Origin of the sequence: Marinobacter sp. AC-23 (genome assembly GCF_001858325.1) — a bacterium.
In the GTDB taxonomy this organism is placed as follows: domain Bacteria; phylum Pseudomonadota; class Gammaproteobacteria; order Pseudomonadales; family Oleiphilaceae; genus Marinobacter.
Window position 1 is genome coordinate 508,185 of record NZ_MBPP01000001.1, and the last position, 16,225, is coordinate 524,409.

12 protein-coding genes, 1 tRNA gene and 3 pseudogenes are annotated in these 16,225 nt (G+C 52.7%); 1 reads left to right on the forward strand and 15 read right to left on the reverse strand.

Features of this window, described 5'->3' with window-relative positions:
* Positions 1-38: 38 nt before the first annotated feature.
* From rlmN to trmJ, 6 genes are all read right to left on the reverse strand, one after another.
* Positions 39-1,151, reverse strand: a complete 1,113-nt coding sequence (rlmN, locus tag BCA33_RS02340) for a 23S rRNA (adenine(2503)-C(2))-methyltransferase RlmN (RefSeq protein WP_071263188.1) — start codon at positions 1,149-1,151, stop codon at positions 39-41.
* A 62-nt stretch (positions 1,152-1,213) separates the two neighbouring features.
* Entirely contained in the window at positions 1,214-1,642 is a 429-nt protein-coding gene (gene ndk / locus BCA33_RS02345) for a nucleoside-diphosphate kinase (RefSeq protein ID WP_071263189.1), read from the reverse strand.
* Between the two features lie 82 nt (positions 1,643-1,724).
* Positions 1,725-2,873 (reverse strand): IscS subfamily cysteine desulfurase, encoded by a 1,149-nt coding sequence (locus BCA33_RS02350; RefSeq protein ID WP_071263190.1) that lies wholly within the window; start codon positions 2,871-2,873, stop codon positions 1,725-1,727.
* A gap of 18 nt (positions 2,874-2,891) precedes the next feature.
* On the reverse strand, positions 2,892-3,392 hold the full coding sequence (gene iscR / locus BCA33_RS02355; RefSeq protein WP_071263191.1) for a Fe-S cluster assembly transcriptional regulator IscR: 501 nt from the start codon (positions 3,390-3,392) through the stop codon (positions 2,892-2,894).
* Between the two features lie 76 nt (positions 3,393-3,468).
* Positions 3,469-4,242 carry a serine O-acetyltransferase gene (gene cysE / locus BCA33_RS02360; protein ID WP_071263271.1) on the reverse strand — a complete coding sequence of 258 codons (774 nt, stop codon included), beginning with the start codon at positions 4,240-4,242 and terminating at the stop codon, positions 3,469-3,471.
* Entirely contained in the window at positions 4,235-5,098 is an 864-nt protein-coding gene (gene trmJ, locus BCA33_RS02365) for a tRNA (cytosine(32)/uridine(32)-2'-O)-methyltransferase TrmJ (protein ID WP_071263192.1), read from the reverse strand. The genes cysE and trmJ overlap by 8 nt, the downstream gene beginning before the upstream one ends.
* A gap of 183 nt (positions 5,099-5,281) precedes the next feature.
* On the opposite strand from trmJ, the gene BCA33_RS02370 reads away from it, so the two are divergent.
* Entirely contained in the window at positions 5,282-6,082 is an 801-nt protein-coding gene (locus BCA33_RS02370) for an inositol monophosphatase family protein (protein ID WP_071263193.1), read from the forward strand.
* 79 nt (positions 6,083-6,161) lie between these two features.
* Here BCA33_RS02370 and secF read toward each other — a convergent pair whose 3' ends face one another.
* From secF to flgJ, 9 genes and pseudogenes are all read right to left on the reverse strand, one after another.
* Entirely contained in the window at positions 6,162-7,118 is a 957-nt protein-coding gene (gene secF, locus BCA33_RS02375; RefSeq protein ID WP_071263194.1) for a protein translocase subunit SecF, read from the reverse strand.
* A pseudogene (gene secD, locus BCA33_RS02380) lies at positions 7,111-8,984 on the reverse strand (protein translocase subunit SecD). Before secD ends, secF begins: the two are co-directional and overlap by 8 nt.
* Before the next feature lie 93 nt (positions 8,985-9,077).
* On the reverse strand, positions 9,078-9,440 hold the full coding sequence (gene yajC / locus BCA33_RS02385; RefSeq protein ID WP_071263195.1) for a preprotein translocase subunit YajC: 363 nt from the start codon (positions 9,438-9,440) through the stop codon (positions 9,078-9,080).
* A gap of 30 nt (positions 9,441-9,470) precedes the next feature.
* Positions 9,471-10,592 (reverse strand): tRNA guanosine(34) transglycosylase Tgt, encoded by a 1,122-nt coding sequence (gene tgt / locus BCA33_RS02390; protein WP_071263273.1) that lies wholly within the window; start codon positions 10,590-10,592, stop codon positions 9,471-9,473.
* Positions 10,582-11,717, reverse strand: a pseudogene (queA, locus tag BCA33_RS02395) (tRNA preQ1(34) S-adenosylmethionine ribosyltransferase-isomerase QueA). The gene tgt and the pseudogene queA overlap by 11 nt, the downstream one beginning before the upstream one ends.
* 41 nt (positions 11,718-11,758) lie before the next feature.
* Positions 11,759-11,845 (reverse strand) — tRNA-Leu (locus tag BCA33_RS02400).
* Positions 11,846-11,927: 82 nt separating this feature from the next.
* Complete coding sequence (gene flgL / locus BCA33_RS02405) at positions 11,928-13,169, reverse strand: flagellar hook-associated protein FlgL (RefSeq protein ID WP_071263196.1); 1,242 nt, start codon at positions 13,167-13,169, stop codon at positions 11,928-11,930.
* Positions 13,170-13,187: 18 nt separating this feature from the next.
* Positions 13,188-15,232, reverse strand: a pseudogene (gene flgK, locus BCA33_RS02410) (flagellar hook-associated protein FlgK).
* 4 nt (positions 15,233-15,236) lie between these two features.
* Positions 15,237-16,220 (reverse strand): flagellar assembly peptidoglycan hydrolase FlgJ, encoded by a 984-nt coding sequence (flgJ, locus tag BCA33_RS02415; RefSeq protein ID WP_071263197.1) that lies wholly within the window; start codon positions 16,218-16,220, stop codon positions 15,237-15,239.
* Between the last annotated feature and the right edge of the window lie 5 nt (positions 16,221-16,225).

Consider the following 16,225-nt stretch of genomic DNA (forward strand, 5'->3'; position numbering starts at 1 on the left):
GCATTCCTCGCAGGTTAAAAAAAACAGCAAGCGCCCGCTCAAGGATTCACTTGCTGAACATTAATGTATCGCTGACTTCTGCGGGTGCGATCCTCTACCTGGCCAACGAGCTGGCCACAAGCAGCATCAATATCATCGCCACGGGGCGTTCTGATTGTCGCGACATAACCGGCTTCGTTCAGCACAGCTTGAAAACGCCGGGTAGCGTTGGTGCTAGGCCGACGAAAATCACTTTCGGGGAACGGATTAAAGGGGATAAGGTTGATCTTACATGGAAGATCCCGAAGCAGCTCAGCAAGCTCGTGAGCGTGCTCTGGTTTATCGTTCATCCCCTCAATAACCGTGTACTCAATCGTCGCTTTGCGCTTTTCGGGCAAACGGCTGAAATAGCGTTTCGTTGCCGCCAGAAGTTCCGCAATCGGATACTTCTTATTGAGCGGAACCAGCTTGTTCCTCAACTCATCATTGGGGGCATGCAGCGAAATGGCCAGTGAAACATCGGTAACTTCGGCTAGCTTATCAATAGCCGGAACAACACCGGAGGTACTCAGCGTAACTCGACGCTTGGAGATGCCATATGCGAGGTCTTCCATCATCAGATTCATCGCATCCACAACGTTGTCAAAGTTCATCAGAGGCTCTCCCATCCCCATCATAACAACGTTGGTGATTGGCCGTTCAGGGCCTGGCTCAAATGGCATAAACGCCTTTCGCGCAACCCATACCTGCCCGATAATCTCTGCTGCAGTCAGGTTACGGTTAAAGCCACGCTTGCCCGTTGAGCAGAAGGTACAGTCAAGGGTGCAACCGATTTGCGAGGAGACACACAACGTACCCCGTTCGCCATCTGGGATTAGCACAGTCTCTACACTGTTGCCGTTATCCATGCGCATGACCCACTTACGGGTGCCGTCTTTTGACGTTTCGTCATAGACAACTTCCGGGCCATGAATCACGGCCACTTGCTTGAGCTTTTCCCGCAGGGGTTTACTCACATTAGTCATTTGATCGAAGTCATCCACACCACGCTGATGCATCCACTGCAGCAACTGAGTGGCGCGAAAGCGCTTTTCTCCCAAGGTTTCAAAGTACGCCTCAAGCTTATCTCTCGGCATCCCCAGAAGGTTGGTTTTTTCAGCGGCCGCTGTCATTTTATAACCTCGATCAAATAACCAATGCGGGGGCTGCCGGCGGCAGCCCCCGACCAACAAAATCAACCGCGTGGGCAGATTTCGTTGTCATTGAAAAAATAGGCGATTTCACGCTCTGCAGACTCTGCAGAATCAGAACCGTGTGCCGCGTTGGCATCGATTGATGTAGCGAAATCAGCGCGGATTGTTCCAGCTTCAGCTTCCTTCGGGTTAGTAGCACCCATCAGGTCACGATTCTTCAGGATGGCGCCTTCGCCTTCCAGAACCTGAACGACAACGGGCCCGGACGTCATGAACGCAACCAGGTCGTTAAAGAACGGACGCTCTTTGTGCTCAGCGTAAAAGCCTTCCGCCTGCTCCTGAGTAAGATGCATCATGCGTGAAGCGACGATGTTCAAGCCAGCCTTCTCGAAACGGCTGTAAATTTCACCGATGACATTCTTTGCAACAGCATCGGGCTTGATAATGGAAAACGTACGTTCATTAGCCATGGTATTTCTCCAGTAGGGTTTAGGTTAATAGGGTACGGGTAAATTTCAGGCCTGAGATTATACGCAGTCGAAGGCCCACTGCCTACCGCACTGCACGAAGGCGGGTAACCACATCAACAATTTGCGCGCTGGCAAAGATGATTTCATCCGCAGTTGTGTAGCGCCCTATTGAAAAACGCAATGCGCGATGTGCCACTTCATCGCTTAACCCGATACCACGGAGCACATAAGACGACTCTACCGCAGCAGAAGCGCAAGCGGAGCCGGAGGAGACTGCCAGATCCCTAAGACCCAGCATCATAGATTCCGCATCCACACCTTCAAATGAAAGGTTGATAATTCCCGGAACACGAAACATCTCCGAACCGTTGAGGGTTACCCCAGACAGCCCACTCAAGCCTTTCAGGAAAGACGCACGCAAGCCTTCCAGGTGCCCGATCTCACTCTCAAGAGAAGATTCGGCGATCGCGAACGCTTTACCCATTCCCGCAATTTGGTGGGTTGGCAAGGTTCCTGAACGCATACCCCGCTCATGACCACCACCATGAATCTGAGCATTTATACGCACATCTGGCGAACGCCGGACATAAAGCGCGCCCACACCCTTGGGGCCGTATACTTTATGGCCGGAAAGAGACAACAGATCCACAGGCATGGCAGTCACATCTATGGGTAGCTTACCAGCGGCCTGAGCAGCGTCTACATGAAATAGCACGCCACGGCTCCGAAGCTCTGCGCCTATAGCGGCCGTATCGGTGACACTGCCTAATTCATTATTTACCAGCATCAGGCTGACAAGAACGGTTTCTGGTTTTAGCGCTTCAAATACCTGCTCTGGCTGTATGCGACCATCGCGACCAGGCTTTAGCCAAGTCACTTCAGCACCTTGCGCCTCTAGCCACTTGCACGTATCAACAACCGCTTTGTGCTCAATTGTGGAGGTTATGAGGTGTGCGTTGTCACGACCGGCCACCGCACCCTTAATAGCCAGGTTATCGGATTCGGTTGCACCAGACGTCCAGACAATTTCGCGGGGATCGGCGTGAATCAATCTTGCGACCTGGCTCCGAGCTGATTCGACTGCAGCTTCCGCTTGCCAACCGAACCCGTGCGACCGTGAGGCCGGATTGCCAAAAAAGCCATCCGGAGTCAGGTACTTGATCATCTCATCAGCGACAGCGGGGTCAACGGGTGTTGTTGCCGCGTAATCGAGGTATACAGGCTTTTTCATAGAATACAGGAGCTTGATTCAGGCGGGCGCCTGATCGATAGTCAGACGCTCGGTATTAATCGTGTCGGAATCGCCTTCAGACTGACGGCGGTTCTGTCGGTCCGCAACTTGGCGGATTTCATGTCTTAGCATCAGATCCCCAAGACTAATCCCGCTGAGGAACTGATGAATCTGATCACTCAGATCGGACCATAGATGATGGGTCAGGCATTTTTCACCATTTTGGCAATCACCTTTATTTCCACATCGGGTCGTATCGAGAGACTCATTCACCGCATCAACAACATCCGCAATGTAGATATCGGCTGCACCCCGGCTCAGATGGTAACCACCACCAGGCCCGCGAATGCTAGCGACCAGGTCACGACGACGAAGACGTGAGAAAAGCTGCTCCAGATAGGAAAGCGATATCTCCTGACGGGCTGAAATATCCGCAAGAGTTACGGGCCCCTGCCCCCCATGGAGAGCAAGATCCAGCATGGCCGTAACAGCGTAGCGGCCTTTGGTAGTCAACTTCATGGCATCAGCCCGTGATGGGATTGAATCTCAGTATGAGAAGTCGAGTATGAATTGACCAAGTAATTCAGTCAAGTATTCAGCCGCGATCCTCGCTTTCATCACGCACGCAGTCAAAGTCATCTTCATCCAGAACCGGCAAATCACCGTTCTGGTATTCGCTGTTAACCTTCCGAAGCGCCTGACACATATTCTCAAGGCGCTCATCCACCGCATGCATGTGGTCAAGCAGTGCGCGTACAGAACGAGCCACCGGGTCAGGCATCTCCTCGGTTACACCGTAGGCATCGAAGCCCATGCGCTCCTCCATAACCTTGCGACGGGCATCGTCTTCCGATTTCTGCCTCACAATGATTCTGCCTGGGATACCCACAACCGTAGCGCCAGCGGGAACGGCCTTGGTAACCACGGAATTCGAGCCGATTTTGGCACCTTCACCCACTTCAAAAGGCCCCAGTATTTTTGCGCCGGCACCCACAACCACGCCATCGCCAATAGTAGGGTGGCGTTTGCCTTTATTCCAACTGGTGCCGCCAAGGGTGACACCCTGGTACAAGGTAACGTCGTCGCCAATAACAGCTGTTTCGCCAATAACCACACCCATGCCATGGTCAATAAAAAACCGCCGACCTATCGTGGCTCCCGGGTGTATTTCTATACCTGTAAGCCACCGAGTCAACGTGGAGATGGTACGAGCTAGCCACTTAAACCCGGCATTCCACAACCAATGGGAAAACCGATGAATTAACAGAGCGTGAAGCCCAGGATAATTCGTCAAAACTTCAAAGGTATTTCGGGCAGCCGGATCCCGATGAAAAACGCTTTTAATGTCTTCACGCAAATGCCTAAACATGGCCATCGTCCTGTCCGGCGGGCGGGTTACCCGCCTGGGTTGATTTGTTATTTCCCGACGCACCTGCAGCCTTCTGCACGGCACTTAAAACGCCTCGAAGAATATTTATTTCCATCTGATCAAGCTTTGCCCGCTGAAACAGCCGGCGCAATCGAGACATCAACTGCCTTGGGTTGTCCCTGCGATGAAAATCAACATCATGCAATGTTTGCTCAAGGTGACTATAAAAGCCCTCAACATCCCCTACCTTGGCGGCAGGTACATCCCAACCATCATCACCTGGCGCCGTCATCGGCTTTAAGTAGTGGCTACCCTCCCCCGTTTCAAGGTTGCGCAGATAAAGCATTCGCAACTCGTAGCACATAATCTGAACCGCCATAGACAAGTTCAACGAACTGTAATCGGGGTTCGACGGGATATGGATATGGTAATGGCAACGATGCAGCTCATCATTACTCAGACCGTGATTTTCTCGCCCGAAAACCAGCGCCACCGGCCCGGCTTGGCTATTTTCTGCGGCAATGACTGCGGCTTCAGGCGGCGGCACTACTGGCCAAGGTATCTTCCGGCCCCGGGCACTGGTACCCAACACCATCACACAATCTTCCAGCGCTTCATCCAGCGTCGATACAACCTTGGCGCGATCGAGTATATCGGAGGCGCCGGCTGCACGGGCGTAAGATGCTTCATCCGGAAAAGATTTCGGATTAACCAGCCATAGATTTGCGAGCTGCATGTTTTTCATGGCCCGAGCCACAGCCCCGATATTGCCTGAGTGCGACGTCTCAACAAGGACAATTCGGATCTGATCCTGAAACGCGTCCGGCCCTTCCAGGGGCGGAGATGGTTTGTGCATTGGTGGCAAGCCCAAAGTTAAAATTTAAGGGCGGCAATGATACCAGAAAGCGGCCGCTTTCTGCGCCCCCGAATAACTGCTGATATCTTGCCGTCCGTGCTTTCACTGAGTCAAAAAGCATACAAGAGGGGGGATCTTTGCTATCATGCCCGGCCTTAACACACCCGGATAATGAACACTCAGATGCAACCAGCTATCAAAATGGCCCTGCGCGTCGCGCGTCAGGGGTCGGATTACCTGAAAGCCCACTTCGAGCGCCAGGAGCCTACCGGAAAGGATGACGAAGAACGTCGCCTCCAGTTGGACCGGGTCGAGCAGTCCATTTATGACAACTTTGCCGAGCAACTCGAAAAAGCTTACAAAGATCACACCATCGCGCCGCTGAACGAAGCAGACGCCGGAACCAGCGAAAGAAGCTGGCATATTTTTCCGGTCATGGGTCGCGAGAATTTCCTCCGAGGCATTCCCGAGTTCGCCTTGGCTTTGGCTCAGAAGAAGAACAACCGCACGGAAAACCTTCTTCTGGTTAATCCGGTTACCGGTGAAGAATACTCGGCTAGCCGCGGTCGTGGCGCCGCACTAAACAGCCGCAGAATAAGAGCGTCTGACATCAAGCACGCTGAAAAAGCTGCGTTCGCAACCAACTTGCTGGACCAGGCGCGCAAAGGCGACAACCCGCTTCTTTGGGGCGAGATGGCCGCAGTTCTGGCCCAGAATTCCTCCATGTTCCGTACATCAGGCTGCGTTGTTCTTGATATTGCGCGGGTATCGGCAGGCCTTTTGGATGCAGCAGTTATATTCCGTCCAGAAGCAGCGGACCTGGATTTCGGTGTAACCTTAGCGATGGAGTCCGGTGCACTTACCGCCGACTTTTCAGGCAACCCGTCAACAGACAAAGCCCGTCAACTGGTGGTTGCGAACCCCAAACTGTTCCGGGAAGTTCTGAAGATCCTGCATCCGTTCCGTGGTCGCATACCTGGCTAAAGCAAATATTCGGGCATAAAAAAACCGCCAACTGAAAAGTGGCGGTTTTTTTATGCCCGGGGTTAACCCCGGATCAGAACTACATACGGTTGAGCCATTCCGGTGGCTCCTCTTCCTCTTCTTCAGAACCGGCAGCACCTTCTTTGGCGGGAACCATAAGATCGTCACGGGAAACGCCCATCGCCATCAGCAGATTAGCGGATACATAGATGGATGAGTAGGTACCCACCACCACACCGATAATCAACGCCAAAGCGAACTTGTTGATGGCTTCGCCTCCCAAGAAATACAGGGCTAGCAGAACCACCAACGTGGTGCCTGAGGTATTTATGGTACGAGCAATGGTCTGATGAATAGACTCATTGATAATATCCCAAGATTCACCCACCCGTATTTTACGGAAGTTCTCGCGAATGCGATCTGCCACAACAATGGTGTCATTCAGCGAGTAGCCGATAATCGCCAGCAGAGCTGCAAGAACCGTAAGATCAAACGTCCATTGGAAAAGTGCAAAAATGCCGAGAACGATAATAACGTCGTGGGCCAAAGGCACTACCGAGGCAATACCGAACTTGAACTGGAACCGCATACCCACATAGATGAGTACCACCGCAAGCGCGATTAGAAGCGCAAGGCCGCTATCCTCTTTAAGCTCGCTACCAACTTGCGACCCCACAAACTCAGAACCTACCAGCTTTAGATCGTCACCACCTGAAGTCAAAGCACCAACAATTTCCTGGGCCAACTGGTCGTTGCCAGCTTCCGACAGGCGCACAAGCACAATCGTATCAGCGCCAAAGTTTTGCACGACAAACTGCTCGTACCCGGCCTCTGAAAGGGTGGAACGTACCTGATCCAGTTGCGGTGTTTGTGCATATTCCAGCTCTACCGACGTACCACCGGTAAAGTCCATGCCCAAGTTAAGACCACGAATTCCCAGAAGGGCGATAGACGTAACTACCAAAATAATGGAGATTACGGAAGCAATCTTCCGAAACCCCATAAAATCAAACGGTTGTTTTTGATCATCAGACATTGGCGAGCTTTCCTCCGATCGACAGTTTCTCGACCTTGCGGCCGCCATAAACCATATTGACGATACTCCGGCTAACCACCAGCCAGAGAACATTGAGGTCAAAATACCGATGCACAATGTCACTGCGAAACCTTTCACCGGGCCGGAGCCCATTGCGAAAAGAATAATGGCTACAAGCAGCGTGGTTATGTTGGCATCGAAAATAGACACGAACGCACGGGAATAGCCTGCGTTAATGGAAAGCTGGGGCGACACCCCTGCCTTGATTTCTTCCTTAATACGTTCAAATATTAATACGTTAGCATCTACCGCCATACCCACAGTCAGCACGATACCGGCAATACCAGGCAGCGTTAACGTAGCAGAGAGAATAGACATGCAAGCAATAAGAAGCATCAGGTTGACGGTCAGAGCGATATTCGCCACAACCCCGAAACCACGGTAGTAAACCAACATATAAAGCAGCACTAGAATAAAGCCGAGAGCCACAGACATCATGCCGGCATCAATGTTTTTCTGCCCCAAGCTTGGCCCAATGGTACGTTCCTGTACAAAGTACATGGGCGCAGCCAAAGCACCAGCCCGCAGAAGCAGGGCAAGCTCTGAAGCTTCAGGTATAGAATCCAACCCTGTGATACGGAAGCTGCTACCTAGAGCAGACTGAACGGTAGCAAGGCTGATAATGCCCTTCTCAACAATCCGCTTATCGGTCTCTACCGGCTCACCGTCCACCATTTTGGTTTCGGTTTCCGTGCGGAACTCGATGAACAAAACCGCCATGCGTCGGCCGATGGCGTTGCGTGTGGAGCGGTTCATCAAATCGCCACCTACGGAATCCATGGTAATGCTGACCTGCGGCTGGCCATTCTCATCGAAGGCCTGCTGTGCGTTCGCCACATTATTACCGGTAGCAATAATTTCACGCTCCAAGCGGGCGTTGCGCTGGCGTTCATCGCGGAAGCTAAATTGCTCCGTTTCGCCTGTTACTGCATCCTGGCGGGCTTCCATACGGAATTCCAGGTTTGCGGTAGCGCCAAGAACCCGCTTAGCCTGAGCCGTATCCTGAACACCCGGAAGCTCGACAATAATCCGATTAGCACCCTGCTGCTGAACCAACGGCTCTGCAACACCAAGCTCGTTCACCCGGTTACGAATGGTGGTCAAGTTTTGCTCAAGAGCGTACTTCCGAATTGCATTTACCTCTCCTTCAGACAAGGTAAGAACAATCTGGAACTCTCCGCCGTTCGTTTGCTCATCCAGCAGAAACTCATTGTACTGGCGTTTGACCAGATCAAAGGCCTCGCTACGAGAAGCCTCATCCCGAAAGCTCAGAACAATGTCACGGGTGCCTTCAACATCACCACCCCGATAGCGAATGCGCTCCTCGCGAAGCTCGCGCTTGATTTGGCCCGAAACAGCCTCAAGCCGCTGACCAACGGCGGTATCCATATCCACCTCCAACAGGAAGTGAACGCCACCACGCAGATCGAGACCAAGTTTCATTGGCCCGGCGCCCAGGCTTTTCAGCCAGGCCGGCGTAGAAGCGGCCATATTCAGTGCAACCAGGTAGTCTCTCCCGAGAGCGGCCTGAACCGCAGGGCGAGCACGCAACTGATCATCGGAACTGTTTAAACGGATAAGGGCATCCCGATCCTCAAGCATACTGCTTTTAACCTCGATACCATCCGACTCCAATGCTTTAACGGCTCTTTCGAGCACAGCAGAGTCAACTTCGGTACTGCTACGGGCACCGGTGATCTGCACAGCGTAGTCATCGGGAAACAGGTTGGGCAAAGCGTAGATAAACCCGATCACGATCGCGACCAGGATAACCAGGTTTTTCCAAAGCGGGTACTTGTTCAGCATGGGATCCCTTGTAGCCGGCTCGGAGGCCGGCCTTGGTGTTTCAGCCAGGAAGGTTCAAGCCGGCGGGTATCAGGCCGGCCAGAGAGTCCTTGCTCAGATGTCTTTGAGCGTACCTTTCGGCAGTGCGGCGGCAACAGCTACTTTTTGTACCTTCACTTCAACGTTGTCAGCAATTTCAACAACGATGAAATCATCAGATACCTTGGTGATCTTTCCAACAATACCGCCGGAGGTAACAACTTCGTCACCCTTGTTAAGGCCAGACATCAGCGATTTGTGTTCTTTTGCACGCTTGGATTGCGGGCGCCAGATCAAGAAGTAAAAAATAAGAATAAAGCCGGCGAAGAAGATTACCTGGCCCATAACACCCATACCACCTGCAGCACCTTCCTGAGCCATGGCCAGGGTGGGCAGCATTGCCAAAAGGCCGACCAAAAACAACTTGACTGATTTCATCAAAACTCTCCGTTGATTAAGCAAAAGGTTTTACTCATTACCCATGGCAGGCACTGTCTCGCCGCGCAGAGCATAGAAGTCATTTATAAAGTCCGACAATGTACCTGCTTCAATGGCCTCGCGCAATCCAGCCATAAGGTTCTGGTAGTAGCTCAGGTTGTGAATAGTATTCAGTTGAGCGCCAAGCATTTCTCCACACTTATCCAGATGATGCAGATAACTTCTCGAAAAGTTCTCGCAAGTATAACAGTCACATCGGTCATCTAAAGGTGCCGTATCATGACGATGACGCGCATTACGGATTTTCACGGTACCGGTAGACGTGAACAAATAGCCATTGCGCGCGTTTCTCGTAGGCATGACGCAGTCGAACATATCGACACCCCGGCGCACCCCCTCTACCAAGTCTTCAGGCCGCCCTACCCCCATCAGGTAACGAGGCTTATCATCAGGCATTTTTGGCGGCAGGTGATCAAGTATGCGAATCATATCTTCTTTCGGTTCGCCAACAGAAAGCCCGCCGATGGCGTAACCGTCGAACCCAATGTCCGTAAGACCTTCCAGCGAACGGTCCCGGAGCGACTCGTACATGCCACCCTGAACGATACCAAAGAGCGCCGATGGGCTGCCCTCATGCGCATCCTTGCTGCGCTTTGCCCAGCGTAGCGACAGTTCCATGGATTCCCGCGCCTGCTTTTCTGTGGCCGGGTAAGGCGTGCACTCATCGAAAATCATAACGACATCAGAGCCCAAATCACGCTGAACCTGAATCGCAATTTCCGGCGACAACTCAACCGGTGAGCCATCTACCGGGGAGCGAAACGTCACTTTTTCTTCGGTTATTTTTCGCATTTCGCCCAAGCTGAACACCTGAAAGCCGCCTGAATCCGTCAGTATCGGCCCTTTCCACTGGGTAAAATCGTGGAGATCACCGTGAGCTTTTACCACCTCTGTTCCGGGGCGTAGCATCAGATGGAACGTGTTGCCAAGAATAATCTCAGCGCCGGTTTCGTGGATATCGCGGGGCAACATCCCTTTAACCGTTCCATAGGTGCCTACCGGCATAAACGCAGGAGTTTCGACGGTTCCGCGAGGGAAGGTAAGCCGGCCACGCCGGGCAAGGCCGTCTTCTCCCAGTTTTTCAAAAGACATAAAGCAGGACTGGCTCACGACTTATCTCCAGTATTGAATGATGATGGGCGGCCTGACGGGACAGGCTCATCGTGTGCACCAAGTAGCATACCCCGGCTAGCTCCTGCCCGGTTATGAACATGGCATCGCCATAACTAAAAAAACGGTACTTTTCGGTAATTGCATCGCGATAGGCGTGCATCACATTCTCGTAACCCGCAAACGCGCTAACCAGCATAATCAGCGTGGATTCTGGCAAGTGGAAATTGGTAACCAACGCATCCACGGTCTGAAACTTGTACCCCGGATGAATAAAAATGTCAGTTTCACCACGGAAAGGTTTCAAGCAACCGCCACGACTTGCAGATTCAAGAGATCGCACAGACGTTGTGCCAACCGCGACCACACGACCACCCCTGGCTCGGGTACGGTTAACTGCGTCTACTGCATCTTCGGGCACGTGCACTATCTCACTGTGCATAACATGATCATCTATGTGGTCTACACGCACTGGCTGAAACGTTCCGGCGCCCACGTGCAGCGTTACAAAAGTGCTCTCCACGCCACGGGCTTTCAGAGCCTGCAGAACCGAGTCATCAAAATGCAAGCCTGCTGTTGGCGCTGCAACGGCGCCAAGCTCCTTCGCGTAAACGGTTTGATAGCGCTCACGATCAGTTGATTCATCAGGCCTGTCGACATATGGCGGAAGGGGCATGTGCCCGATGCGCTCAAGCAGATTCAATACTGGTTCACCGGCCTCACACTCAAGGTGGAACAGAGCATCATTTCTGCCTGTCATGCGCAGCGCAGAGCCGTCCTCAAGAATAACCCTCTGCCCTGTTTTTAGTGCCTTGGACGCGCGAACATGAGCAATAAGATCGTGCTCACCCGTTACTCGCTCTACCAACACTTCAACCTGACCACCGCTTTCCTTTTTACCAAACAGGCGCGCTGGAATCACACGGGTGTTGTTAAACACGAGTAAGTCGCCGGGCTGTAGCAAATTCGGAAGGTCAGTAAACAAACGATGTGCGGTGTCGCCAGCGTTGCCATCTAAGCATAGTAGGCGGGAAGCGCTGCGCTCCTAAGCGGGTACCGGGCGATGAGTTCGTCCGGGAGTTCAAAATGAAAATCGGAGACGTTCATGGACCGGGCTGTTCAATACGTCGCGCTATGCGACTTGAATATGGTAGCGGCGGGCGGACTCGAACCGCCACGCTATTTCTAGCAACGGATTTTGAATCCGTCGTGTCTACCAATTTCACCACGCCGCCAACGAAGAGTGGGGGAATTATACTTAGCTTGATCGTGAAAGCAATACACAGAGCACGCTAGTTTTTACAAAAACCCCTGTATTTACAACCGGTCGAATAATGACAACTGGGAAACCTGTGCAAACGATTGCTGCGCAGCCTGCAGCACAAAGCTCTGGAAGCTCAGATTGCTGATCGCTTCGGCGTAATCCACATCCTGAAGCTGCGAGCGGATTTCGTTTGTATACACCGAAGAGTCGGCCAAAAAGTTCTTGGTGGTTTCTACCGCGTTCATGCGGCCACCAAGCTCAGTCTGCTTAAGGACAACACTCTCTTGGGCATTGTCGAGATTAGCCAAAGACTGCGCGATCAAATCGTCATACTGGGCACGGCCTTCCGGGGTGCTCTTATCAATGGAATCGAGGCCGGAAATAAGGTTTTCGATAGAACCGAACACCGACTGCTTATCATTGATTTTCAATGTGTAGCTATCTGGCGCAGGCGTCGCACCTGGTACAGCACCGGTAATGCTTGCTTCAATCCCGGCGACAACAAAGGGTTCACCGCTCTGATAATCAGAGGGGGTAACCGGAAATGTATTGGTTGAGTCATTTTTGTCGAACGCCACAACTTGTGGGGGAACGCTATTATCTACCTGAAGGACTATGTCATTTGGAAACGACCCAGGAAAAGCCGAGGCCAACGCCGCCTCGCTCGCCACCTTCACCCCGGAAATAAACGTCCCGGTTGTTGGACCTGCGTGCTCGCCAACGACAGCCGCTGGCACATTCACGAAAATGCCTTTGCCATGGTCACTGATCGGCACAGTCACACCATCATCAATTTCCAGAACCCGTTGGCCTTCGTCACCCTGATATACGTACTTGCCTTCATCATTCTGCTGGAACGCCTGAACCGACCCCTGAAATCCACTAAAAATATACTCGCCAGAGGCATCCCGGGTGTTTCCAATGTTGGCCAGTTGGCCCAGCCGCTCTTTCATTTCTGAAGAAATCGACTGGCGATCGTTAGGAGATAGCGACCCGTTACCCGCCTGCACCGTAAGCTCCCGGATACGCTGAATCACATCAACCGCACTTGTCAGCGCATTCTCTTCCTGACTAAGGCGGTTGTCTGCAAGGCTTACGTTGCGCTCATACGTGCTCACCCGTGACAGTTCCTGATCCAGCTTTAAAATGCGGGCTGCAGCCACCGGATCATCTGAAGGCTTGTTCACTCGTTTACCCGAGGCTATCTGCTGTTGCGTGCTGTTCAGATTACTGTTCAGCTCCTGTAACCGGCTGATACCGCTGGAGAATATTTGTTGTGATGAAATTCTGATCATGTCACATCACCTCGTCTGTTACCGGAACGTCTGCAACAGCGTGTTGAACAAATCCTGAGCCACCGAAATCACTTGGGCAGAGGCGTTATAGGCAGCCTGGTACTGAATGAGCTTGCCGGCTTCCTCATCAAGGTTTACCCCTGAAACTGATTCTCTCTGAGCGGAGGATTGCTCCAGCAGGGTTTTGCCCGCCTCCAGATCAAACTGGCTCTGGCGGGTTTTAACACCAACAGCCTCCACCACGCCGGCATAGCCTTCAGCGAAACTCTGGCTTCCACCATTCATGGTGTTGGCAGTGCCCAGCGAAGCTAGCAGTTCCGCGTTCCGGTTGTCTGAAATGCCGTTGCTGTTGTAATCAATCTCAAAGGTGTCTCCAACTGCCGGCTGGCCTGTTAGCTTGAACTGAAAACCTTGATAGTCGTCACCTGCGGCCGGGTCACCACTGAACACAGTGTTAATCTTCCCGGGTTCGTAAGGCTGGTTCGGCGTACCAACAGCTGTGCTGGCCGGCGGAGGCCCGGTAACCGTAAATACTAACGCAGAAGGGTCACCAGGATCGGGGTCAAAACGAATGGTTAATGGCCCGTTAGCCATCTCACCGCTGGTTGCAAAACCGGGCAGTAAGGAGCCAGTGAACGGATTACGCACATTCAACATGGTGCCCTGATCGATTTCTCCAGTCCCAATATTCTGATCACCAGAGGTTGCCCGCACCGGACTGGCAAAGGCCAGGTCTTCTTCCCGGCTCACCTGCAAGCCGATGGACTCCGCAGCGTTACGACTGGGCTGAACCAGGTACTTATCGCCAGCATTGAAGGTTCCGCCTTCAACACGAATGTTAAACCCGGGCATGGAGATTTCAGATTGTACTGGGTCGGGCAACCGGCCCTGATTCACGACTTTTCCAGAGGCCTTGTCAACAAGCTCAAAACTGCGACCGTCGCCACTGAATTGCAAAGTCCAGCTTCCCGCAGGCAGTTTGGTGCTGTCAGTAATCTCAATCGCCAGCTGACCATCTCTTGGTAACTGATTATTAGCGTTAGCCACAACCCGGCTTCTCTGCGCCGCCAGATCGTTCACGTCGTTAAAAAACTGACCTCCGAGATCACCCTCAAGATCCATACCGATTTCATGCTGGCGATTCATACTGGCAGAAATGCTTATCGCGATCCGCCCCAGCTCATCAAACGCAGGCTTAAGCGCCTCATTGTCAAAACGCCTCAACCCGCCAAGTTTGCCGCCAGTGATTTGCTCATCAATATTGAGCGTGCGACCACCGCTTGTGAGCGTAAACTCCAGGCGAGTGGGGTCTTCCGCACTCCCCTGGGTGCCAAGCTGTGCTGCGTTATTACCAACAACCAACGACAAGCCATTGGATAGCGACACGCTTACCTGGCTGCCCTCCGTTGGCGTGACTCGTATGTTGACCAGTTCAGAGAGCTGCCGCAGCGCTTCATCCCGCTGATCCAATAATTCGTTCGGCATTTTGCCCTGGGCCAGGCCCGGGGATTCAGAGATTGCCAGATTAAGCCCAGCGATATTCTTCAACAGGGTATTGGCATCTTTTGCACCCTGCTGCATTTGCGTCTTTATAGACTCCCGCTGCTGAATAAATTCCTGGCTCAATGCCTGAAAGCGATTAACCACCTGCCTGGCCTCGCTCAGCACCAGCTGGCGTTGAGGCAAAGAGGCTGGATCTTCGGCGGCATTTTGCAGGCTTGCAAAGAAATTATTCAGAGCAGTATTCAGCCCGGTAGACTCCCCGCCCAGCAAATTGTCCAACCGGCTAAGTTCGGAGTTCAACGCTTGCTGCTCGCCAGCCAACGTACTGTCTTCACGAACCTGTTGAACAAGATACTCGTTCGCCAACCGGCGGATCTCCGAGATACTTACCCCGGTACCCACGGTGCCAGCGCCAGTACGCTGACCCTGCCGGGTTTCAAACACCACTTCCTGCCGGCTGTAGCCAGGCGTATTCGCGTTGGTGATGTTATTGCCCGTGGTATTCAGGCACTCTGCTGGCCAAGGATACCGCTGAGGCCAATACCGATTAGTCCCGCCATAACGTTACTCCTCGCCTCCATTGCCCATTGACAGTGTCATCAGAGAATCACGGTTCATAATTCGATTAATTTTGTCACCGTACTGGGGGTCAGTCGCGTAGCCTGCTTCCTGCAGTTTTCTGGCAAATACATGCGGCTGGTCGGCACTGGCAAGTACATCCTGATATCGGGGATTGGACTCCAGAAACGAGACGTAATCCCGAAAGCTGGACTCATAATCAGGATAAGCACGAAAATCCGCGCGCTCTTTCATTGGCACACCCTCACGGAATTCTGTGGTGGTTATGGTTACCGCCTCACCCTGCCAACGGCTGTCGGCCTTGATGCCAAAAAGGTTATGGCTAGGCTCGCTACCATCGCCCTTTATCATGTGGCGCCCCCAGCCGGTTTCCAGGGCCGCTTGCGCGACCATCAACCTTGGGTTAATGCCAGTATCTGCTGCAATTTTCTCGGCTATCGGCAGAAGCGTGCTTACAAAGTGCTCTGGAGAGTCAAACGTTTCGGGCAATGCACTGGCTTCTGCCTTTGGCACTAAAGAGTTAGCTTCAGCAACCTCGGTTACTTCTTCAACCCGCTCAGGCAACCTTGGTGAAAGCCGGGGTAAGCTGCGGTCATAGTCCGCCAATTCTGTTTTGCGGGAGGCCAGAGATTCGCCCTGCTTATCTGCTCCGGGAATATCTTCGCTCAGTTGCCGAACCAAGGCTTCCGCCAGCCCGGTACCCTGCCCGCCTGCCATGGTAAGGCTCAGCTGACTGTCGAACATGTCGCGATACATCTCCGACTGGTTGGTGTTCAGGTAGTTACCCTCAGCCAACACATCCCCCGCTTTGCGCATGGACTTCAGCATTTCAGACACAAAGATACTTTCAAACTGGCGTGCGACTTCCTCAAGCGCGCCCTGCTTGTCGTCTTTGGCACCGTTTTTCAGTGCATTCAGCCCACTGAAATCCGTATACACTCTGGCCTGTTGAAGCTGATAGTCCTGCATCATGT